Source organism: Streptomyces durhamensis (genome assembly GCF_000725475.1).
GTDB classification, from domain to species: domain Bacteria; phylum Actinomycetota; class Actinomycetes; order Streptomycetales; family Streptomycetaceae; genus Streptomyces; species Streptomyces filipinensis.
In genome coordinates, this window is record NZ_JNXR01000015.1 from 520,920 (window position 1) to 542,737 (window position 21,818).

At 71.3% G+C, this 21,818-nt stretch carries 17 protein-coding genes and 2 pseudogenes; 7 read left to right on the top strand and 12 right to left on the bottom strand.

Annotation, left to right across the window (positions count from 1 at the left end; genetic code table 11):
* Window positions 1–17: 17 nt before the first annotated feature.
* The 8 genes and pseudogenes from IO33_RS0124200 to IO33_RS0124240 form a co-directional block, all read right to left on the bottom strand.
* A complete protein-coding gene (locus tag IO33_RS0124200) occupies window positions 18–1,385 on the bottom strand; it encodes a nucleobase:cation symporter-2 family protein (protein WP_031168473.1) in 1,368 nt (455 codons plus the stop codon).
* Window positions 1,386–1,721: 336 nt separating this feature from the next.
* Complete coding sequence (locus IO33_RS0124210; protein WP_031168474.1) at window positions 1,722–3,107, bottom strand: 8-oxoguanine deaminase; 1,386 nt, start codon at window positions 3,105–3,107, stop codon at window positions 1,722–1,724.
* A gap of 78 nt (window positions 3,108–3,185) precedes the next feature.
* Window positions 3,186–3,353, bottom strand: a pseudogene (locus IO33_RS53810) (purine permease); the annotation flags it as partial.
* 298 nt (window positions 3,354–3,651) lie between these two features.
* Entirely contained in the window at window positions 3,652–4,575 is a 924-nt protein-coding gene (pucL, locus tag IO33_RS0124220; protein ID WP_031168476.1) for a factor-independent urate hydroxylase, read from the bottom strand.
* A gap of 3 nt (window positions 4,576–4,578) precedes the next feature.
* The gene (gene uraH / locus IO33_RS0124225; RefSeq protein ID WP_031168477.1) at window positions 4,579–4,986 is read right to left on the bottom strand and encodes a hydroxyisourate hydrolase; all 408 of its coding nucleotides are present in this window, start codon (window positions 4,984–4,986) and stop codon (window positions 4,579–4,581) included.
* 4 nt (window positions 4,987–4,990) lie between these two features.
* The gene (uraD, locus tag IO33_RS0124230; RefSeq protein WP_031168478.1) at window positions 4,991–5,503 is read right to left on the bottom strand and encodes a 2-oxo-4-hydroxy-4-carboxy-5-ureidoimidazoline decarboxylase; all 513 of its coding nucleotides are present in this window, start codon (window positions 5,501–5,503) and stop codon (window positions 4,991–4,993) included.
* Between the two features lie 188 nt (window positions 5,504–5,691).
* Window positions 5,692–6,003, bottom strand: a complete 312-nt coding sequence (locus IO33_RS0124235) for a helix-turn-helix domain-containing protein (protein ID WP_107069369.1) — start codon at window positions 6,001–6,003, stop codon at window positions 5,692–5,694.
* Between the two features lie 47 nt (window positions 6,004–6,050).
* Window positions 6,051–6,314 carry a YkoF family thiamine-binding protein gene (locus tag IO33_RS0124240; RefSeq protein WP_078963865.1) on the bottom strand — a complete coding sequence of 88 codons (264 nt, stop codon included), beginning with the start codon at window positions 6,312–6,314 and terminating at the stop codon, window positions 6,051–6,053.
* 148 nt (window positions 6,315–6,462) lie between these two features.
* Here IO33_RS0124240 and IO33_RS0124245 point away from each other — a divergent pair, with 148 nt between their 5' ends.
* From IO33_RS0124245 to IO33_RS0124260, 4 genes are all read left to right on the top strand, one after another.
* Window positions 6,463–7,320, top strand: a complete 858-nt coding sequence (locus IO33_RS0124245; protein ID WP_031168481.1) for a TIM barrel protein — start codon at window positions 6,463–6,465, stop codon at window positions 7,318–7,320.
* A gap of 43 nt (window positions 7,321–7,363) precedes the next feature.
* A complete protein-coding gene (locus IO33_RS0124250) occupies window positions 7,364–8,254 on the top strand; it encodes a 2-hydroxy-3-oxopropionate reductase (RefSeq protein WP_031168482.1) in 891 nt (296 codons plus the stop codon).
* 161 nt (window positions 8,255–8,415) lie between these two features.
* Window positions 8,416–9,873 (top strand): catalase, encoded by a 1,458-nt coding sequence (locus tag IO33_RS0124255; protein WP_031168484.1) that lies wholly within the window; start codon window positions 8,416–8,418, stop codon window positions 9,871–9,873.
* 495 nt (window positions 9,874–10,368) lie between these two features.
* Window positions 10,369–10,602 (top strand): hypothetical protein, encoded by a 234-nt coding sequence (locus IO33_RS0124260; RefSeq protein WP_031168486.1) that lies wholly within the window; start codon window positions 10,369–10,371, stop codon window positions 10,600–10,602.
* A gap of 251 nt (window positions 10,603–10,853) precedes the next feature.
* Here the strand turns inward: IO33_RS0124260 and gcl are convergent, their stop codons facing one another.
* Window positions 10,854–12,641: a glyoxylate carboligase gene (gene gcl, locus IO33_RS0124265; RefSeq protein ID WP_031168488.1), complete on the bottom strand. Its 1,788-nt coding sequence runs from the start codon at window positions 12,639–12,641 to the stop codon at window positions 10,854–10,856.
* Window positions 12,642–12,910: 269 nt separating this feature from the next.
* Between gcl and IO33_RS0124270 the strand changes: the two genes are divergently transcribed.
* Window positions 12,911–13,684 (top strand): hypothetical protein, encoded by a 774-nt coding sequence (locus IO33_RS0124270; RefSeq protein ID WP_209438902.1) that lies wholly within the window; start codon window positions 12,911–12,913, stop codon window positions 13,682–13,684.
* Window positions 13,685–13,850: 166 nt separating this feature from the next.
* Here the strand turns inward: IO33_RS0124270 and IO33_RS0124275 are convergent, their stop codons facing one another.
* The 3 genes and pseudogenes from IO33_RS0124275 to IO33_RS0124290 form a co-directional block, all read right to left on the bottom strand.
* On the bottom strand, window positions 13,851–15,443 hold the full coding sequence (locus IO33_RS0124275) for an AMP-binding protein (protein WP_031168493.1): 1,593 nt from the start codon (window positions 15,441–15,443) through the stop codon (window positions 13,851–13,853).
* Window positions 15,444–15,908: 465 nt separating this feature from the next.
* Window positions 15,909–15,980: pseudogene (locus IO33_RS54125) on the bottom strand (tyrosine-protein phosphatase); the annotation flags it as partial.
* A gap of 35 nt (window positions 15,981–16,015) precedes the next feature.
* On the bottom strand, window positions 16,016–17,557 hold the full coding sequence (locus IO33_RS0124290; protein WP_031168497.1) for an AMP-binding protein: 1,542 nt from the start codon (window positions 17,555–17,557) through the stop codon (window positions 16,016–16,018).
* Between the two features lie 304 nt (window positions 17,558–17,861).
* Here IO33_RS0124290 and IO33_RS0124295 point away from each other — a divergent pair, with 304 nt between their 5' ends.
* Window positions 17,862–18,692 carry a response regulator transcription factor gene (locus IO33_RS0124295; protein WP_031168499.1) on the top strand — a complete coding sequence of 277 codons (831 nt, stop codon included), beginning with the start codon at window positions 17,862–17,864 and terminating at the stop codon, window positions 18,690–18,692.
* A gap of 152 nt (window positions 18,693–18,844) precedes the next feature.
* Complete coding sequence (locus IO33_RS0124300; protein ID WP_031168500.1) at window positions 18,845–21,673, top strand: ATP-binding protein; 2,829 nt, start codon at window positions 18,845–18,847, stop codon at window positions 21,671–21,673.
* Window positions 21,674–21,818: the final 145 nt, after the last annotated feature.

Sequence of the window (21,818 nt, forward strand, 5' to 3'; positions counted from 1 at the left end):
GTACCCCGCGCCGGTTCTCAGTGGGCGGTCGAGAGTTCCTGGCCCGCTTCCATGGGATGGGTGACGTCCTCGGCGTCACGGTTGCCGCCGATGTGGTTGAAGACGAGGTTGAGCAGGACGGCGGTGACGCAGCCGGTGGAGATGCCGGAGTCCAGGACGATCTTCGCGGTCTGCGGGAAGGCGTGGTAGAAGTCCGGCGCGGTGATCGGGATGAGGCCGACCGCGAGGGAGACGGCGACGATCAGGACGTTGTTGTCCTTCTCCAGTGCGGCCCGGACCAGGGTCTGGATGCCGCTCGCGGCGACCGAGCCGAACAGGACGACGCCGGCGCCGCCGAGGACGGGGCGGGGCACGACCGCGATGAGGGAGGCGGCCATCGGGCACAGGCCCATCAGGACGAGGAACCCGCCGCCCACGGCGACGACGTAGCGGCTGCGGATCTTCGTCATGGCGACGAGGCCGATGTTCTGGGCGAAGGCGCTGCACATGAAGCCGTTGAACAGGGGGCTGAGTGCGGAGCCGAGGGTGTCGGCGCGCAGGCCGGCGGCGATGGTCCTCTCGTCGGCGGGGCGTTCGACGACCTCGCCGAGCGCCAGCATGTCGGCCGTGGACTCCGTCATGGAGACGACCATCACCACGCACATCGACAGGATCGCCGCGATGTGGAACTGCGGGGTGCCGAAGTGGAACGGGGTCGGGAAGCCGACGACGTCGGCGTGGGCGACGGGACCGAAGTCCGTGACGCCGAAGGGTATCGCGATGAGCGTGCCGGTGATCAGGCCGAGCAGGACCGCGATCTGTTTGACGAAACCGCGGGTGAAGCGGCGCAGCAGCAGGACGACGGCGAGGGTGATGCCGGCGAGCGTGAGGTAGGTCGTCGAACCGTAGTCGCTCGCCCTGGGGTCGGGGCCCTGGGCCCAGCCGAAGGCGACGGGGAGCAGGGAGACCCCGATCAGGGTGATGACCGAGCCGGTGACGACGGGTGGGAAGAAGCGGATCGCCTTGCTGAAGAAGGGGGCGGCGAGGAAGCCGAGGAGGCCGGCGACGACGACCGCGCCGAAGATGACCGGCAGCGCGTCGGACTTGTCCTTGGTGGAGGCGGCGATCGCCGTCATGGGGGCGACGCCGGCGAAGGTGACGCCGTTGACGAACGGCAGCCGGGCTCCGATCTTCCAGAAGCCGAGCGTCTGCAGGAAGGTGGCGAGCCCGGCGGTGAACAGACAGGCTCCGGTGAGGAAGGTGAGGTCGGCGCCGGACAGGCCTACGGCCGCGCCGACGATCAGGGGTGGTGCGACGACCCCGGCGTACATGGCGGCCACGTGCTGCAGGCCGCTGGTCGCCATTTTGAGGGCGGGGAGTTTCTCGTCAACAGGATGGGCGGCCACGGCTGCTCCTCCGGGCGGGTAACACGTCGTCGACGTGGGTTTCATGGAGGTGGTGCGTGTGGTCGTGCGGGACCGGGACGGGGGTGGCACCTGAGCGGTTCGAGCGGTGACCGTTCCGGGGCGCGTGTGTCGACACGCGCCCCGGAGACGGCCTCCGTGGACCCCGCTCGGGTCCACGGGACCGGCTGGGAGCCGTCCCTCCCAGCCGGAGCCTTCCGGCAGGCCGACCGCGTCGGCCGGTCTGCCAAGTCCTGCGGCACCTCGGCCCGGCGAGCCGACCTGCCTGTCTCTTCCGGCGGGCCGCCCTGGGGAGGCGACCGGCGGAGTGGGTGGGGATCAGGCCTGGGCGGCGATCCGGGCGAGGCGCTGGGCCTCCTCGCGGGTGCTGCGGGCGATGGCGTCCTCGTCGACGGTGAGCAGGCGGCCGTTCTCCACGATCTGCTTGCCGTTGACGAAGGAGGCCGTGACCGGGGCCGCGGCGCCGAAGACCAGCGCGGTCACCGGGTCGGCGATGGAGGCGTGGGCCAGAGTGTCCATCTTCCACAGCACCACGTCCGCCAGCTTGCCCGGCTCCAGCGAGCCGATCTGCTCGGCCCGGCCGAGGACCTCGGCGCCGCCGTGGGTGCCGAGCCGCAGCGCCTGACGGGCGTTCAGCGCGGCCTCGCGGTGGGCGCCGAGACGGTTGATCAGCAGGGCGTTGCGCAGCTCGGTGTGGAGTTCGCCGGACTCGTTGGAGGCGGTGCCGTCGACGCCGAGGCCGACCGGGACGCCCGACTTCAGCATGTCGGGGACACGGGCGATGCCGGCCGCGAGGCGGGCGTTGGACGACGGGCAGTGGGCCACACCGGTCTTCGTGCGGGCGAACGCGGCGATGTCGGAGTCGGTCATGTGGACGCAGTGCGCCATCCACACGTCCGCACCGAGCCAGCCGGTGGACTCGAAGTAGTCGGTCGGGCCCATGCCGAACAGCTCGTGGCAGAACTTCTCCTCCTCCACGGTCTCCGAGCCGTGGGTGTGCAGCCGTACGCCCAGGCGGCGGGCCAGCTGGGCGCCCTCACGCATGAGTTCGGTGGAGACGGAGAACGGGGAGCAGGGGGCGACGGCCACCTGGGTCATGGCGTCGAAGGAGGCGTCGTGGTGCTCCTTGACGGTCGCCTCGGTCGCGGCCAGCGCGCCCTCCAGCGTCTCGACGGCGAAGTCCGGCGGCAGGCCGCCGTCCTTCTCGCTGCGGTCCATCGAGCCGCGGGCCAGCGTGAAGCGGACGCCCGTCTCGGCGGCGGCCCGGATGATCGAGCCGGACAGGTCGCCGGAGCCGTGCGGGTAGACGTAGTGGTGGTCCATGGCGGTGGTGACACCGCCGCGGGCCATCACGCCGAGGGACCCCTGCGCGGCCGCGTAGGTCATCCGCTCGTCGATGCGCGCCCAGGTGGGGTAGAGCGCGACGAGCCAGTTGAACAGGTTGTGGTCGGTGGCCAGGCCCCGGGTGATCCACTGGTAGAAGTGGTGGTGGGTGTTGACCAGCCCGGGCGTGGCCAGATGGCCGCTCGCGTCGATCCGGCGCACCACGTTCTGGAGGCCTTCGGGGGCCTGGCCCGCGCCGACCGACTCGATGCGGTTGCCGGCGAGGACGAGGTGTCCGCTGGCGTACTCCGTGTCGCCGGCGTCCACGGTCGCGATCGCACAGTTCTCGATGACGATGCGCTGGTCTGCCGATGGTGCCATCGTGCTTCCTTGTCTTTGAGTGGCGGGCCCGTGGACGGAGGGACCGAAGAGGTGTCCGCGGGAGGGCACGGCAGGACCCTAGGGGGATTTGAGTGCCGGGGCCGGTTGGCGGCTCCGGGTGCCGAGATGGTGGAAGAACAGGTTGAGCAGGACCGCGACGAGCGCGCCCGCGCTGATCCCGGAGCCGAGCACGGTCTGTGCCCAGGCCGGGAAGCCGGCGTGGAAGGTGGGTGCGGCCAGCGGGATCGCGGCGATCAGCCGGGTGCGGGCCGCGAGGCCGAGTCCGCAGGCCTGGCCGATGATGAGCGCAGGGGTGACCACGCCCGCGTACATCGCGGCGATGTGCCGGAGCGCGACGGGGGCGAGCCGCGAGAGGTGAAGCTTCTCGTCCACCGGGTGCACAGACGTGACGGCGTCATGGGCGTGCACCGGCGGGGTGGGACAAGGGGCTTCGACGGGCCCCTGCGCAGGCTGTGCCATGGTGTTCCCTCCGGTGTGGCGTGTCCCCGGCGCGGGTGGCCCGGCCGGGGGCGCGCGTCCCGCGTCAGAGGTTGGTCATGTCGACCGGGATCTTCGGCTCACAGCCGTCCCGGAGGATGGTCGCCTCGATCAGGCCGTAGGGCCGGTCGGCGGCGAAGTAGACCTCGTTGTCGTTCTTGAGCCCGAAGGGCTCCAGGTCGACCAGGAAGTGGTGCTTGTTCGGCAGCGAGAAGCGGACCTCGTCGATCTCGCTGCGGTTGTTGATGATGCGCGCACCCATCTGGTACAGCGTCTGCTGCAACGAGAGGGAGTACGTCTCGGCGAAGGCCTGGAGCATGTGCTTCTTGACCTGCTCGTAGGACTTCTCCCAGTTGGGCATCTTCTGCTCGTCGTCGGTCCAGTTGAACCGCCAGCGGCCGGAGACCTGGGTGGCCAGGATGCGGTCGTACGCCTCCTGCAGGGTCGTGTACTTGTCCTTGACGTAACCCCAGAACTCGGAGTTCGTCGAGTTCATCACGACCAGGTCCTTCAGGCCGGAGACGACCTCCCACTTCTCACCGTCGTAGGTGATCTGGGTGACGCGGGTCTCCTGGCCCTTGCGGACGAAGGAGTGCTTGACCTCGTCCGCGCCGATGAACTGGGAGTTGGCGTCGGAGGTCTCGATCCGCTCCCAGGCGTACTCCTCGATCCGGATGCGGGCGCGGTGGATCGGCTCCTGCGAGGTGACGAAGTGGCGGGCGAGGTGGATGCCGAACTGCTCGGCGGACTCGATGCCGTGTTCCTTGGCGAACGCGTACACCGTGTTCTTGGTGGTGTCGGTCGGCAGGACATTGGCGTTGGAGCCGGAGTAGTGGACCTCCTCCATGTCGCCGCTCAGCGCGACAGAGACGTTGAGGTCCTTGATGTGGTGGGTGGCGCCGTCCCGCGTGATCTTTACGACTCGGTTCTCGGCCTTGCCGTACTGGTTCTGTCCCAGGATGGTCGGCATTAGCTAGCTCCCTCGGTAAACGGAGTAGCCGAACGGGTTGAGCAGCAGCGGTACGTGGTAGTGCTCGCCCGGTACGACGGCGAACGTGATCGCCACCTCCGGGAAGAACACCGCCGGTCCGCTGTCCCGATTCGCGGGGGCGTCCTGCTGCGCATCGGCTTGCTTCTTCGCAGTTCTCTCTTCGAAATACGCCTCGACGGCGAAGTCGAGCCGTACGTGTGTGGTCCCCTCCGGCAGGGCCGGCAGGTCCTTGCACCGGCCGTCGGCGTCGGTCGCGGAGCCGCCGAGCGTCTGCCAGTCCGCTTCGCGCCCGCTGCGGGCGCTGAGCTCGACGGCGACGCCCTCGGCGGGGCGGCCGACGGAGGTGTCCAGGATGTGGGTGGACACGGAGGCGGTGGTGCTGGTGCTCATGGTGTCAGGCGTCCTCTTCGACGAGTCGGGCCAGTCGGATGCGGTTGATCTTGCCCAGCTCGGTGCGGACGATCTCCCGCTCCTGCTCCGGCGAGTTCCCGATCCGCTCCTTGACCGCGTCGCGCATCTGCTCCCCGGTCCGGCCGGTGGCGCAGATCAGGAACACATGGCCGAACTTCTCCTGGTAGGCCAGGTTCAGCTCGAGCATCTCGGTCTTCAGCACCTCGGAGGCGCCGGCCATGCCGCGCTGTTCACGCGCGGAGGTCGGGTCGCCGGGCTTGGGCCGTCCGATCGGCGGGTGCCCGGCCATCGCCTCCTCCAGGTCCGCGGTGCTCAGCTCGGCCATGGCGGCGTCGCCGGCGGCGTAGAGGTCCTCGGGGGTGGTGTACGGGCGGGCGGCGAGCAGTCGCCGGGCCCACGTGGTGGAGGCACACGCCTCGTGGAGGGCGGCGAGGGCCGCGCGCTCCTCCAGATCGTTGAACCGGGCCAGGCCCGGGGGCGTGGAAGTCGAAGTCACGGGAGCCTCCGTGGCCGGATTCGGCCTTCGTGCTGAACGGGCTGCCGATAGCTAACGCTCCCGGAAACGCCACGTCAACACTTTGTTGAAAAATCCGCGTAACAAGCCGAGTCCCTCACGGTGAACCGTGCGACCGGCCACGACGGCGCAGGCCGCCCGCGCCGCAAGCCGCCCGCTCCCGTGGTGCGCTACGCGCCCTTGTCCCGGTTGAGGTAGTTGTAGACCGTGAAGCGGCTGACGCCGAGCGCGCCGGCGACGGTCTCCACGCCGTGCCGCACGGCGAAGGCGCCCCGCGCCTCCAGCGTACGCACGATCTCCTGCTTGGTCCTGCGGTCCAGGTCGGCGAGCGGCTGACCGCGCCGGCGCTCCATGGCCGCCAGGATGTGATCGAGGGAGTCGGCCAGCTGGGGCAGGCGTACCGCGACGACGTCGACGCCCTCCCAGGAGAGGACGACGTCCTCGGTGCCGGCCTCGTCCGGCGGGAGCAGTTCCCCGCCCATGGCGTCGACCAGCGGCTTCACGGCCGCGATGAAGGGCTCGTCCGCGCTCACCTATCGCCCTCCCCGATCCCGTCGTCGATCACGTTGACCTGGAGCGAGATCCGGGTGGCGCCGGCTTCCAGGCTCTTGCGCAGCAGCGCGTCCACAGCGGTGAGCACCCGGTCCGCGGCGCCCTCGGCCGTGTTGCCGAACGGGCCGACGTCGACCGCGTCCAGCTCGGCCGTCTCGATGACCTCCCGCGCCACCAGGGCGTGCGCGGGCGCCTCGTCCAGGTCGAAGGGTTCGGTCGTGAACTCCACTCTCAATCGCACGCGCTCAACCTAGCGCCCGTCGGGGCTTTTCGGGCGGCCGGTGACCGACCCCCCTTGACAAGGGCCGACACACGACGGCAATCTTCCATTACGCAGAAACGAACTTCCGTATTACGGAATCTCGACCACGGAAGGGAGCGCGGCCCGAATGCCAGGTTTTGGATTGAGCACAGCCGCAGACCAGCGCTTCAACGTCAACCTGTCGATCCTCTTCACGGAACTCCCGCTCCTGGAGCGCCCCGCGGCCGCCGCCGCGGCGGGCTTCACGGCGGTCGAGCTGTGGTGGCCCTGGATCGACTCCCCCACCCCCGAGCAGTCCGAGCTCGACGCCCTGAAGAAGGCGATCGAGGACGCGGGCGTGACGCTCACGGGCCTGAACTTCTACGCCGGACAGCTGCCGGGCCCGGACCGCGGCGCCCTGTCGATCCCGGGCGAGGAGTCGGAGAGGTTCCGCGCCAACATCGACGTGGCCGCCGACTTCGCCGCCTCCCTCGGCTGCACAGCGCTCAACGCGCTCTACGGCAACCGCGTCGAGGGCGTCGACCCGGCCGAGCAGGACGCGCTCGCCCTGGAGAACCTCGTCCTGGCGGCCCGGGCGGCCGACCGCATCGGCGCGATCCTGCTGATCGAGGCGCTGAACCAGCCCGAGTCCCCGCTGTACCCGCTGGTGAGCGCGCCCGCCGCCATCGGGATCGTGGACCGGGTCAACGCGGCGACGGGGCTCGGCAACGCCAAGTTCCTGATGGACCTGTACCACCTGTCCATGAACGGCGAGGACCTGCCGTCGGTCATCGACCGCTACGCGGCGAAGACCGGCCATGTGCAGATCGCCGACAACCCCGGCCGCGGCGCCCCCGGGACGGGTTCGCTCCCGCTGGAGGAGCTGCTCGGCCGGCTGAGGAAGGCCGGTTACGACGGCTGGGTGGGCCTTGAGTACAAGCCGGGCGACCGCCCGAGCTCCGAGGCCTTCGACTGGCTCCCGAGCGAAGCCCGCGCGGCGCGCTGAACCCCCTGACTTTGCAGAGCAGTTGAGAGAGGCACCCCCACCCATGAGCAACCTTCCCAAGATCGCGTGGATCGGCCTCGGCATCATGGGCTCCCCCATGTCCGAGAACCTGATCAAGGCGGGTTACCAGGTCACCGGCTTCACGCTGGAGCAGGACAAGCTGGACCGGCTGGCCGCCGCCGGCGGTACGGCCGCCCCCTCGATCGCCGAGGCCGTGCGCGACGCCGACGTGGTCATCACGATGGTGCCCGCGTCCCCGCAGGTCGAGGCCATCGCCTACGGCCCGGACGGCATCCTGGAGAACGCCCGGCAGGGATCCCTGCTGATCGACATGTCCTCGATCACCCCGCAGACCTCCGTCGACCTGGCGAAGGCCGCGAAGGACAAGGGCATCCGCGTGCTGGACGCCCCCGTGTCCGGCGGTGAGGCCGGCGCGATCGAGGCCGTACTGTCGATCATGATCGGTGGCGAGCAGGCCGACTTCGACCAGGCCAAGCCGATCTTCGAGGCGCTGGGCAAGACCATCGTGCTGTGCGGCCCGCACGGCTCCGGCCAGACCGTGAAGGCGGCCAACCAGCTGATCGTCGCCGTGAACATCCAGGCCTGCGCCGAGGCCGTGGTCTTCCTGGAGAAGTCGGGCGTGGACCTGCAGGCCGCGCTGGACGTCCTCAACGGCGGCCTGGCCGGCTCCACCGTGCTGACGCGCAAGAAGGACAACTTCCTGAACCGCGACTTCAAGCCGGGCTTCCGCATCGACCTGCACCACAAGGACATGGGCATCGTCACCGACGCCGCCCGCAACGTCGGGGCCGCCCTGCCGGTCGGCGCCGTGGTCGCCCAGCTGGTCGCCTCGCTGCGCGCCCAGGGCGACGGCGGACTGGACCACTCGGCGCTGCTGCGCGCGGTCGAGCGCCTCTCGGGCGCTCAGCTCTAGAGACTTCCGGGCCGCGGCGCCGCTGACACCTGTCCTGTCGCGCCCAGGCGGCGCCGCGGTCCGGAATCAACTTCAACAAACTGTTGACGCTCCGTCCACCCACTTTTAGGCTCCACAAAGCGGAAACAGGTTTCCGCTGACACCCGCACGGAAGGTCCACGATGTCGAAGCGCGTGCTCACGACAGAGTCCGGCGCCCCGGTCGCCGACAACCAGAATTCCGCCTCCGCCGGCGTCGGCGGCCCGCTGCTGCTCCAGGACCAGCACCTCCTGGAAAAGCTCGCGCGCTTCAACCGCGAGCGGATCCCGGAGCGTGTGGTGCACGCCCGTGGGTCCGGCGCGTACGGTCACTTCGAGGTGACGGACGACGTCACCGGCTTCACCCACGCCGACTTCCTGAACACGATCGGCAAGCGCACCGAGGTGTTCCTGCGCTTCTCCACGGTCGCCGACTCCCTCGGCGGCGCCGACGCCGTCCGTGACCCGCGCGGCTTCGCGGTGAAGTTCTACACCGAGGAGGGCAACTACGACCTCGTCGGCAACAACACCCCGGTGTTCTTCATCAAGGACCCGATCAAATTCCCCGACTTCATCCACTCGCAGAAGCGCGACCCCTTCACGGGCCGCCAGGAGGCGGACAACGTCTGGGACTTCTGGGCGCACGCCCCCGAGGCCACGCACCAGGTGACCTGGCTGATGGGCGACCGCGGCATCCCGGCGTCGTACCGGCACATGAACGGCTACGGCTCGCACACCTACCAGTGGACGAACGCGGAGGGCGAGGCCTTCTTCGTCAAGTACCACTTCAAGACCAACCAGGGCATCCGCAGCCTCTCCAGCGACCAGGCCGCCGAGCTCGCGGGCAAGGACCCGAACTCGCACCAGACCGACCTGCTCCAGGCGATCGAGCGCGGGGTGCACCCGTCCTGGACCCTGTACGTCCAGCTCATGCCGGCGGCCGAGGCGGCGGACTACCGCTTCAACCCGTTCGACCTGACCAAGGTGTGGCCGCACAAGGACTACCCGCTGCAGCGCGTGGGCCGCCTGGTGCTGGACCGTAACCCGGACAACGTCTTCGCCGAGGTCGAACAGGCCGCGTTCTCCCCGAACAACTTCGTTCCGGGCATCGGCCCCTCCCCCGACAAGATGCTCCAGGGCCGGCTGTTCGCCTACGCGGACGCGCACCGCTACCGCCTGGGCGTGAACCACACCCAGCTGGCGGTCAACGCCCCGAAGGCGACGACCGCGCAGAACTACGGCCGGGACGGCTTCATGGCGTCCAACGCCCAGGGCCGCCAGGCCAAGAACTACGAGCCGAACTCCTACGACGGTCCGGTGGAGACCGGCCGCCCGCTGTCGGCCCCGCTCGCGGTGACGGGCCACACCGGCACCCACGAGGCGCCCCTGCACACCAAGGACGACGACTTCTTCCAGGCGGGCGAGCTGTACCGCCTGATGTCGGCCGAGGAGAAGTCGCGCCTGATCGCCAACATCGCCGGCAGCCTCTCGCAGGTCACCCGCGACGACGTGATCGAGAAGAACCTGGCCCACTTCCACGCCGCCGACCCGGAGTACGGCAAGCGCGTGGAGGAGGCGGTCCGCGCCCTGCGCGAGGACTGAGCCCGGTAACCCGCAAGCAGCGTACGGAACCCGACGGGAGGTCGGGATCTCCGCACGCGGCCCGCGCGTCACGCCGGACGACCCGGATGAGGGGTGGTCGTCCGGCGATGGGCGCGGGCAGGGCGAGGACCGTGGCGGCGTGCGAGCCAGTGCGGTGGTCAAGGACCGAGTCCCCTTCTCGACCAGAGGGAAGGGGTCCCGGCTCCGTCGCATCCGCCGCGGTCCCACCCAGCCCCCCGCTCCGGGGGCCACCCGCTCCGTCCGGCGGCGCGAACGACCTGTCGCGCCCAGCCTCGCGCCGTCGGACGGTCACCACCGAAGAACGCTCCCCACGCCGGCTCACCGCCGGCGGCGAGGGAGCGTTCGGCGTTGTCGGGCGGTTCCCCGCGGATGAGCGCCCCGCGCCGGCCGCACCCCGCACCACCGCGCCGGCCGCACCTCGGCACCGACCGTCACCGGCGTGCGTACCGGCGCCTTTCGTCGCACGCTGAATCCATGGGCAATCCGACGCACTACCCGCACATCGTGGTCCACTCCCCGGCTCTGGACGGGTCCCGGCGGGTCACCGAGGGGGAGGTGATCCTGGGGATCGCCTCGCATCTGGACGATGTCGTGGAGATCCTGCGACTGGCCGATCTGGACCGGATCGAGGTCGAGGAGAGCGATCTCATCGAGTGGCAGGGCGGCGGGCCCGACGAATGGCCGGGGCTGTCGGAGCACGAGCTCTAGCGGCTGGGCGTACGACAGCGGTCGTAGACGGGCTACGCCTTCCTCAAATGAAGCTCTGAAGACGGCGGCGGAGGCTTCAACCGCCCCCGCGGCGGGGCAGGTTACGCGCACCGGGGGCCCGCCGGCACGGGGGCGGCGGGCCCCGCGACGGGGGAGACGACGGGGGACGTCACGGGGGACGCGAAAGGGCGGCCCGTCCGAGTGGACGGGCCGCCCTTGGTGTGTCCGGCGGTGTCAGGCCTTCAGCGGTGTCAGACCTTCAGCGGCTTGATCGAGGTCGGTGCGTGGCCCGGCTCGGTGGCCAGCTCCTCGAACTCGGTGATGTTGCTGATGTCCATGGTGCCGCTCATCGAGATGTTGGTGATCCGCTCCAGGATCGCCTCGACGACGACCGGCACCTGGTACTCGGCGGCCAGCTTCTTGGCCTCCTCGAAGGCGGCGCCCAGCTGGTCCGGCTCGGTGACCCGGATCGCCTTGCAGCCCAGGCCCTCGGCGACCTTGACGTGGTCGACGCCGTAGACACCGATCTCCGGCGTGTTGATGTTCTCGAACTCCAGGTTGACCTGGAAGTTGATGTCCAGGCCCCGCTGCGCCTGACGGATCAGGCCCAGGTAGGCGTTGTTCACCAGCACGTGGACGTACGGGACCTTGTGCTGGGCGGCGACCGCCAGCTCCTCGATCATGAACTGGAAGTCGTAGTCGCCGGACAGGGCGACGACCGGGGAGTCCGGGTCGGCCGTGGCGACGCCGATCGCGGCCGGGATGGTCCAGCCGAGCGGGCCGGCCTGGCCGCAGTTGATCCAGTGGCGCGGCTTGTAGACGTGCAGCATCTGCGCGCCGGCGATCTGGGAGAGGCCGATGGTGGTGACGTACCGGGTGTCCGGGCCGAACGCCTTGTTCATCTCCTCGTACACGCGCTGCGGCTTCATCGGCACGTTGTCGAAGTGCGTACGGCGCAGCAGGGTGGCCTTGCGCTCCTGGGTGGAGGCGACCCAGTCGGCGCGGTCGGGCAGCCTGCCCGCGGCCTTCAGCTCCTTGGCCACCTCGACGAACAGCTCCAGGGCGGCCTTGGCGTCGGAGACGACACCGTAGTCCGGCGGGAAGATCTTGCCGATCTGGGTGGGCTCGATGTCGACGTGGACGAACTTGCGCTCACCGCGGTAGACGTCGAGCTTGTAGCCGGTGTGGCGGTTGGCCCAGCGGTTGCCGATGCCGAGGACGAAGTCGGACTCCAGGAAGTTGGCGTTGCCGTACCGGTGCGAGGTCTGGACGCCGACCATGCCGGCGTTCAGCTCGTGGTCGTCGGACAGCGCGCCCCAGCCCATCAGGGTCGGGATGACCGGGGTCTGGGTCAGCTCGGCGAACTCCACCAGCAGGTCGGCGGCGTCGGCGCCGATGACGCCGCCGCCGGCGACGATCACCGGGCGCTCGGAGGCCAGCAGGAAGGAGATCGCCTTCTCGATCTGGGCGCGGGTCGCGGCCGGCCTGTAGACGGGCAGCGGCTCGTACGTCTCCGGGTCGAACTCGATCTCGGTGAGCTGGACGTCGATCGGCAGGTCGATCAGGACCGGGCCGGGACGGCCGGAGCGCATCAGGTGGAAGGCCTGCTGGAAGACGCCCGGGACCTGCGCGGCCTCCAGGACGGTGACCGCCATTTTGGTGACCGGCTTGGCGATCGAGGCGATGTCGACGGCCTGGAAGTCCTCCTTGTGGATCACGCTGGTGGGCGCCTGGCCCGTGATGCACAGGATCGGGATGGAGTCGCCGATGGCCGAGTACAGGCCAGTGATCATGTCGGTGCCGGCCGGGCCGGAGGTACCGATGCAGACGCCGATGTTGCCCGGCTTGGTGCGGGTGTACCCCTCGGCCATGTGCGACGCGCCCTCCACATGGCGGGCGAGGGTGTGGCCGATGCCGCCACCCTCCTTGAGCGCCTTGTAGAAGGGGTTGATCGCCGCGCCCGGCACACCGAAGGCGTCGGTGACGCCCTCGCGCTTGAGGATCTCAACTGCCGCGCGGGCAGCGGTCATACGAGCCATCGAGTACTCCTGCTTCGGCTGTCGGATGCGTACTCCCGTCGCGCCCCGCGGTGAGCACAGTCTCCAGATTTTCAAACTTCCGCATTGCGGAACTTAACTTCTGCTATCTGGAATCAATGTAGAAGCGTGCGCCTCTGTCGTCAAGAGAGCTCCTCGGCCGTCAGGGGACGCCGGGACAGGGCAAGCGCCGGACAACGAGGCTGCGGAGGAGGACGATGGGATCCGCTGTCCCGACGCGACTGTTCCGAGGCGACGCCTGGGGGTGGGCCATGCCCGAGAGCGTGCCGGTGCGTTGCCCGGCCTGCCGGCGCGAGCACGTCTACACCGCGCCCGTGTATCCCTGCGCCTGCGGCGCGCCCACCGCCCCGCGGCTGGATCCCTCCACCGGGCCGGCCGTGTCCGCGCACCGGGCCTGGGACGACGAGTGGATCGCCGTGCCGTGCGCCGGCTGCGGGCGCAGTAACCAGTGGCCGCAGCCGGAGCTGGGCTGCGTGTGCGGCACGGTCCTGCGCATCCCGGTGACCCGGACGCCCCCGACGACGGCCCGTCCGCCGTCCGCCGTGCCGCCGCCCCTCGACGACACCGGGGCGTCGTCCGCGCCGGCCGGTCCAAAGTCCCCCGCCCGCCGTCGCGCCTTCCAGCCGCGCGCCATCCGCACCGCGCGCGACGCCGTCACGGTCGCCGCGCTCTACCTGCGCTGGCTCGGCTACCGGGACATCCGCCGCGCCGACCAGCGGCCCCCGAACGGCATCGGGCTCGCCGCCCGCGGACTCCTCGCACAGGTCGACCCGACCGTGCGCCCGGCGGCGCCGCGTGACGTGGAGTGCCTGTGGCTGACGGGGATGACGGAGTCCGCGGACTGCGTGTACTTCTCCCTCGCCGGCTACACCGAGGACGCCCGGACCCGCGCGGACCGGCTGGAGGTCCCGCTGTTCGTCCTGGACCTCGCGGGCGTCCCGCAGCCGCTGAACGACCCGGCCGACACACTCAACACCCTGGGCGCGCCGAAGCCGGAGACCCGCTCACACGACGGACAGGGCTGACGCCCGGCGCACACCCCGTCGCACCTGGTACGGGCGCCTCGCACGGGCGCGGCCGCCGGCGGGCACCCGACGGTCTCCGACGGACCCCGGCCAAGTGTGCCGCCGACAGCGCGCTCGGTCCGGGATCCGCCGTGGAGCACCAGACGGATGCTCGCTCGCGGCCGATTCACACCTGGTACTTCTCCCGCAGTTCGACCTTGCGCACCTTTCCGGACACCGTCATCGGGAAGGAGTCGAGGATCTGCAGGCGGCTGGGGATCTTGTAGTGCGCGAGCCGGCCCTGGCAGAAGGCGCGCAGCTCCTCCAGGCTGAGCGGGTCGGCCGCGTCGTGCGGGATGACACAGGCGAGCACCTCCTCGCCGTACGTCGCGTGCGGCACCCCGACGACCTGCACGTCCCTGATCTTCGGGTGGGCGTGGAGGAACTCCTCGATCTCGCGCGGGTAGATGTTCTCGCCGCCCCGGATGATCATGTCCTTGATCCGTCCGACGATCTCGACGTAACCGTCCTCGCGCATCACCGCCAGGTCCCCGGTGTGCATCCAGCGGCCCGCATCGACGGCCTCGGCGGTCTTCTCCGGCTCGTTCCAGTAGCCGAGCATCACGCTGTAGCCGCGGGTGCACAGCTCCCCCGCGCTGCCGCGGGGCCGGGTGACGCCGGTGGCCGGATCGACGATCTTGACCTCCAGGTGGGGCAGGACGCGGCCGACGGTGCCGGTGCGGTGCTCCAGGTCGTCGTCGGTCCGGGTCTGCAGCGACACCGGGGAGGTCTCGGTCATGCCGTAGCAGATGGAGACCTCCTCCATGTGCATCTCGGCGACGACCCGCTTCATCACCTCCACCGGGCACGGCGAGCCCGCCATGATGCCGGTGCGCAGCGAGGAGAGGTCGTACGTCGTGAAGTCCGGGAGGTTCAGCTCGGCGATGAACATGGTCGGCACGCCGTACAGCGACGTACAGCGCTCCTGCCGCACCGCCTCCAGAGTGGCCCTGGGCTCGAAGGACGGGGCCGGGATGACCATGCACGCGCCGTGCGAGGTGGCGGCGAGGTTGCCCATGACCATGCCGAAGCAGTGGTAGAAGGGGACCGGGATGCAGATCCGGTCCTGCTCGGTGTAGTCGATCGACTCCCCCACGAAATAGCCGTTGTTGAGGATGTTGTGGTGGGAGAGGGTGGCACCCTTCGGGAATCCCGTCGTGCCCGAGGTGTACTGGATGTTGATCGGGTCGTCGCAGGACAGCTCCGCGTAGGGGGCGTCACCGGTGCCGCGCGCGAGCAGTTCCTCCCAGCCCGGGTCGCCGATGTACACGACCTCGCGCAGCTGCGGACACGAGCCGCGCACCTGCTCGACCATCGCGCGGTAGTCGCTGGTCTTGTGGCTCAGGGAGGCGAACAGCAGGCAGATCCCGGCCTGCTCGAGGACGTAGGCGACCTCGTGGGTGCGGTAGGCCGGGTTGACGTTCACCATGATCGCGCCGATGCGGGCCGTGGCGTACTGGACCAGGACCCACTCCGGGCAGTTGACCGCCCAGATGCCCACCCGGTCGCCCTTGGCGACGCCGCTCGCGACCAGAGCCTGCGCCAGCTCCTCGACCGCCGCGCCGAACGCGGCGTACGTCCAGCGCCGCCCGGACGGCACGTCGACCAGCGCGTCGCGGTCCGGCCAGGCGGCCACGGCCCGGTCGAGGTTGGCGCCGATGGTGTCCCCGAGCAGGGCGGCCGGGCTCGTCCCGTGCGTGTACGACAGCTCAGTGGTCACCGGGAGTCCTCCGCGCGGTACTTGTGGTCCGACCATGGCGTCCAGCATGCCCCGGGGGTCCCCGGGGCGCCTACCCGTGCGCGCGGCGAAGACGGGCTCGGCCGGGGCGGGGCCCGGCCGGCGGCCGCTCAGCCGACGGCCACCGGCGCCGGCGCGCTGAAGGCATCCGGGGCCGCGGGGGGCTCCGTGCCGCCCGCTCCCGCGTTCAGCGCCGCTCGGGGCGCCGGCCCGTCGAGCACGTGGTCCATGAGCGCCGCAGGGGCGAGGCCGGCCGCGCCCGCCCTCCCGAAGCCCGGAACGCGCGCAGCAGCACCGGACCGACCAGCAGGTCGTTCCCGATGTGGTCGGCGCAGCCCTGCGCCGATCCGTGCTCGGCCTCCACCCGCCGGAGGAGGAGCAGGAGGCGTCCCACCGGGCGGTCGCCTCGTCGCTGAGCGCGTGGTCGTCGGCGATCGCCCCGGCCGGTACGTTCGGCAGCCGCAGCACCAGGGCCGCCGGCACCTCCGTACGGCCCTTCCCCGCGGCGCAGTGGAACACCGCGGGCAGCCCGCCCGGTCGCAGTCGGCCGGCGATCAGTTGACGTCCCGGTTCAGGCCGGACCAGTACGGCTCGCGCAGCTTGAACTTCTGGATCTTGCCGGTGGCCGTACGGGGGATGGAGTCGCGGAACTCGACGCTGGTGGGCGCCTTGTATCCGGCCATCCGCTGCTTGCAGTGGGCGATGATGTCGGCCTCCTGCGCCGTCGCGCCCTCGGCCAGCACGACGATGGCCTTGATCGTCTCGCCCCACTTCTCGTGCGGCACCCCGATCACGGCCACCTCGGCGACCGCCGGGTGACTGAAGATCGTGTCCTCCACCTCGATCGACGACACGTTCTCACCACCCGTGATGATCACGTCCTTCTTCCGGTCCGAGATCGTCAGATGGCCGTCGGACCCGTCGATGGTGCCGCCGTCGCCGGTGTGGAACCAGCCGCCCTCCAACGCCTCCGCGGTCTCCTCCGGCTTCTCCCAGTAGCCGTCGAGCACGACGTTCGAGCGGGCCAGAACCTCACCCGAATCCGAGACCTTCAGCTTGACGCCCAGCGCGGGCAGCCCCGCACGGGACAGCTTCCGCGCCCGCTCCCCCGCCGGCGCCCCCTCGTCCTCGGGACGCGCGCGGTTGAAGGTCAGCAGCGGGGATGTCTCGGTCAGACCGTAGATCTGGGTGAACTCCCAGCCCAGTTCCTCGCCCACCCGCTGGATCGTCCTGCTCGGCGGCGGCGCCCCGGCACACACGATCCGCACCCGGTCACGCCCCGGGATCTCGCCCTTCCAGGCCCTGGCCGCGTCCAGCACCGCGTTCCACACCGCGGGCGCGCCGCACATCAGCGTGACGCCGTGCTCCTCGACCCGACGCAGGATCTCCGTGCCGTCGACCTTGCGCAGCACCACCTGCTTCACGCCGAGTCCGGCCATCACGTACGGCATGCCCCAGCCGTTGCAGTGGAACATCGGCAGCGTGTGCATGTAGACGTCCCGCTCCCAGGCGCGGGTGTGCAGTCCGAAGGTCAGGCCATTGACCCAGATGTTGCGGTGGGTCAGCTGTACGCCCTTGGGCCTGGCCGTGGTCCCGGACGTGTAGTTGATCGTCGCGGTCGCGTCCTCGTCCGGGTTCGACCACGGGCGCGGCTCGGTCCCGAACCGCATCAGCTCGCTCTCCGTCTGCTCGCCGAGAACGAAGCGGTGCCGTCCCTTGACGCCGGACAGCGCCTCATCCAGTTCCGGGTCGACGAGCAGGACCGAGGACCCGCTCTGCTCCACCAGGTACTCGACCTCGTCGGGCTTGAGGCGGAAGTTGACCGGCACACAGATCCGGCCGCTCATCGGGACCGCGAACAGCAGCTCCAGCAGCCGCGCGGAGTTGTGGCTGATCACCGCCACCCGCTCGCCCTCGCCGACGCCGAGCGCGTCGAAACCCGCCTGCCAGGCTCTCACCCGCTCCCCGAACCGCCCGTACGTCGACTCCGGCACCGGCACGGCCGGCTGGACCGGCTCGTCGACCACCCCCGGGCTGGAGGAGAACCCCAGTTCAGCCCGTTCGAGGAAGTCCGTGATGGTCATCGGAACCCGCATAGCTCTCTCCCCTGCCCACAACGTCGAAGAACACCAACCAGGGACTACCAACCGCCACGGGCGCTCAAGCACCCCACCGCCATGGAAATGGAAGGCCCCCGGAACCGGACGTCTCGGGGAGACCGTCCGCGCGGGGCTCCGGGAGGAAGTCCCGCGGGCTCAGGAACGACTCCGTCGCCGTCGTCATCGTGTCCTCCTCGCCGTGTCGGACCATTGCCGGGCGGCTCTCTGGCATCGTCTAATCCGTGATGCAGGTCTCACCACCCCCGAACGGGGGGGAGGGGACGGCAGAAGGAGTGCAGAGGTGACGGCAGTCGCGGCGGGCACGGTGGGGATCGGCGGTGCGCCGGCCCGGCTGCGGCGGGTGACGGGGCTGCCGGTGGCCTTCGGCGGGCTGGTCGAGTCCGGCCGGCCGCAGATCCGGATCAGTGAGCTGAGCGGCACCACGACGACCGCGCTGCGCTCGCTCGCGGTGACCTCCGGCAACGGGCTCGGCGGCAAGGCGGTGGCGCTCGCCCGGCCGTGCGCGGTGACGGACTACTCCAGCTCCCGGCAGATCAGCCACGAGTACGACATCCCGGTGGCCGCCGAGGGCATCCGCTCGGTCCTCGCCGTGCCGGTGGTGGTACGGCGCCGGGTGCGCGGGGTGCTCTACGGCGCGCTGCGCTCGCCCCAGCCGCTCGGCGACCGCACACTGGGCGCGGCGATGGCCGTGGCGCGGGACGTGGAGCAGGCGCTGGTGGTACGGGACGAGGCGCGGGGGCTGCTGGCGGCGGCCCGGACGCAGCAGGCCGGCACCGAGCGGGGCGCCTCCCGGGAGCAGGTGCGCGAGGCGCACGCGGCGCTGCGCGCGCTCGCGCCCCGGATCGCCGATCCGGAGCTGCGGGCGGAACTGCTGGCCGCGTGCGGCCTGCTGACCGCGCCGTGCCCGGCCGGGAGCACGACACTGGCGCCGCGCGAACTGGACGTGCTGTCCTGGGTGGCGACGGGGGCGACCAACGCCGCCGTGGCCGAGCGGCTGGGCCTGCGCCCGGAGACGGTCAAGGGCTATCTGCGCGCGGCGATGCGGAAGCTGGGCGCCCACACCCGAGGGGAGGCGGTGACCGCGGCGCGCAGGGCGGGGCTGCTGCCGTGAAACGAGGTGGTAAGGAAACCTGTCCATTCAAGCGCAGACGCCTTGAATTTCCCTGTGCTTGACCGTTTGTTATTTCCCTCACCACGGCTTCCGTCCGAATTTCAAGGATCGTTGCCTAGAATTTGGCCCGGACACGACACACGAGGGGAGCGGTGACCGTGCGACGGGACTTCCAGGAGCCTGCCAGGTGCCGCCCCGACCTGGTCATCGGCCGCGAGGAGTTGTTCGCCGGCGCCCGCGACCAGCTCGCCTCGGGCGGCAGTGTGCTGCTCCACGGCCCCGCCGGAATTGGGAAATCCACCGTCCTGCGGGCATTGGCCGAGGAATACGGCGCCACCGCGCGCACCGTGTTGCGCTGCTCGGCCACCGAGTCCGAATCCCACCTCCCCTTCCTCGCCCTCGCCGACCTCCTCGGCCTGGTCCTCGACGACGTCTCCCCCCGGCTGCCCCTGGCCCAGCGCACCGCCCTGGAGTCGGCGCTCACCGGCCGCGGCGAGTCCAGCCTGCAGCGCGACGGCCTCGCCCTGCGCCTCGCGGTGCTGTCCGCGCTGCGCGCGCTGGCCGCGCGGGGCGGGGTCCTCGTCGTCGCCGACGACCTGCAGTGGCTGGACCCGGCCAGCGCCGAGCTGCTCGGCTTCGCCGCCCGGCGCCTGGAGGGCACCCCGGTGCAGCTGCTGTGCGCGGTGCGCACCGAGGGCCAGGAGAGCCGGGAGTACGACGCACACCTGCGCTCGTGCCCGCCGGGCACCCTGGCGGTCCGGCTCGGCCCGCTCTCCCGCGCCCAGATCGCCCAGCTGCTGGACCACCGCGGCCACGGCGGCCTGCCCCGCTCCACGGTCCGCGAGATCCACCGCACCAGCGGCGGCAACCCGCTGTTCGCCCTGGAACTCGGCCGCGCCCTCGCCGACAGCCCCACCCCGCCCCGGCCGGGCGAGCCGCTGCCGGTGCCGACCAGCCTGCGCGCCCTGGTGCTCAGCCGCCTGGACATGCTCTCCGTCGAGGCCCGCCGCACCCTGCTGGTGGCCAGCGCCGGTGCCCGGCCCACCCCGGCACTGCTGCACGCGGCCGGCCGGGAGAACGCCGAGGCCGAGTGCGCCCAGGCCGCCGAACTCGGGCTGCTGGCCACCGAGCCCGACGCCCCGGCCGTACGGTTCGCGCACCCGCTGATCTCCGCCGCGCTGTACGCGGAGGCGCCCGCGCACGAGCGGCGCGCCGCCCACGCGGCCCTGTCCACGGCGGCCTCCGACCCGATCGAACGGGCCCGGCACCTGGCCCTCGCCACCACCGGCACCGACCCGGACGTCGCCGCCCGGCTCGCCGAGGCCGCCACCCTCGCCCGGGACCGCGGCGCCCCCTCGGTCGCCGCCCACCTGGGGCTGCTCGCCGCCCGGCACACGCCCTCCGACGGGGCGCCCAGCCAGGAGGAGCGCCGGCTGCAGGCCGCCGAGGACGCGATCACCGCGGGGGAGATCGACCTGGCCCGGGACATCGCCCGCGAGGTGCTGGCCCGGGCGACCGTGCCCGCCGACCGGGTGCGGGCCTGGATCACCGTCATCGACAGCGCGGGCCACACCATGGCCGAGGTCGACGCCGTCTTCCCGCAGGCCCTCGCGGACGCCGGCGACGATCCGCGGCTGCTGGCCCTGGTGCACTACCAGCTGGCCTGGCGGGCGCTGATCGTGGAGGGCGACTTCACCGAGGCCCGTCAGGCCGCCGCGCACGCCGCCGAGCTGGCCGCGCGCGGCAAGGACCGGCGCACCGAACTGCTCTCCCTCGCCTTCCAGGCACAGACGGAGACCCTGATGGGCCACCCGGAGGCGCCCCGGACCATCAAACGCGCCCTGCGGGAGCCGCAGGACCCGAGGGTGGCCTGGCACCACAACGGGGCGGGCAGCGCCCGGTTCCGCTGGCTGGTCATGGGCGACCAGCTGGCCGAGGCCCGGGCGACGGTCACCGCGCTGCTGCGCGAGGTGCGCCGGCGCGGCTCGGTGGAGTCCGAGGTGCACTTCCTGCGCGGGCTCGCCGAGACCGAACTGCGCGCCGGGCACTGCGGGCGTGCCCTGGAGCTGGCCCGCGAGAGCCTGCGGCTGGCCCGGGACTCGGGGATCGGCGAGACCGCCTCGGCGATGCTCACCTCGCTCGCGGAGGCCTCCGGCGGTGATGTGGACCGGGCCCTCGCCCTCGCCCGGGAGGCGGTGGAGCACGCCGAGGAGGACGGCGACCAGATGTACCTGTCCCGGGCGCTGGGCGCGCTCGGGTACGCCCAGTTGGTGGCCGGGGACCCGGCGGGCACGGTCCGCTCGCTGCGCCGGGTACGCGCCCTGGAGCTGGGGCTCGGCATCACCGACCCGGCACGCGGCCGCTGGCAGGGGGATCTCGCCGAGGCACTGGTCCGGATCGGTGAACCGGCCGAGGCGCAGGACGTCATCGACGCGGTCCGCGAGCACGCCCTCCGGCTCGGCCGGGAGAGCGTCCTCGCCGTCCTGGACCGCTCCGAGGCCCTGGTGCGGGCCGCCCGGGGCGACCTGGAGGCGGCCGTGGCCCAGCTGACGTCCGCTCAGGACCGGCTCGGCAAGCTCGGCTACGGCCTGGAGGAGGCGCGGGCCGCGCTCGCGCTGGCCCGGCTGCGCGGCCGGCGCCCCGGTGCGTACGACGCGGCCACCCGGATGTTCCGCCGCTGCCGGGCGCTGCCCTGGCTGCGCCAGGTGGACGAATCCCTCGCCGCCCCCGAGCCGGAACCGGCGCTGGCCGCTCCGGACGCCCTGGACGCGCTGGCGGTGCTGGCCGCGATGGAGCGTCAGGTGGCCGCGCTGGTGATGGAGGGCGCCACCAACCGGGAGATCGCCGCCCGGCTGTTCATCAGCGTGAAGACGGTGGAGGCGACCCTGACCCGGGTCTACCGCAAGCTGGGAATCCGCTCGCGCGTCGACATCGTCCGATTGGCGGCGGCTCGCGGGCGCGCCGAGCACGGCCCTAGTTAACTGGACCGGACCGAGGGTTTTCCCTCATCCAACCCCCTAGGGGGTTCCCTCATTGGGAGCCGAGGGTTCCGGTCCTAGCGTAATGGGCGTGCCGCTCGCCCGGGCACACGGGGTAGGTCCTCCCCCAGCTCTCGGCCTCGTCCGA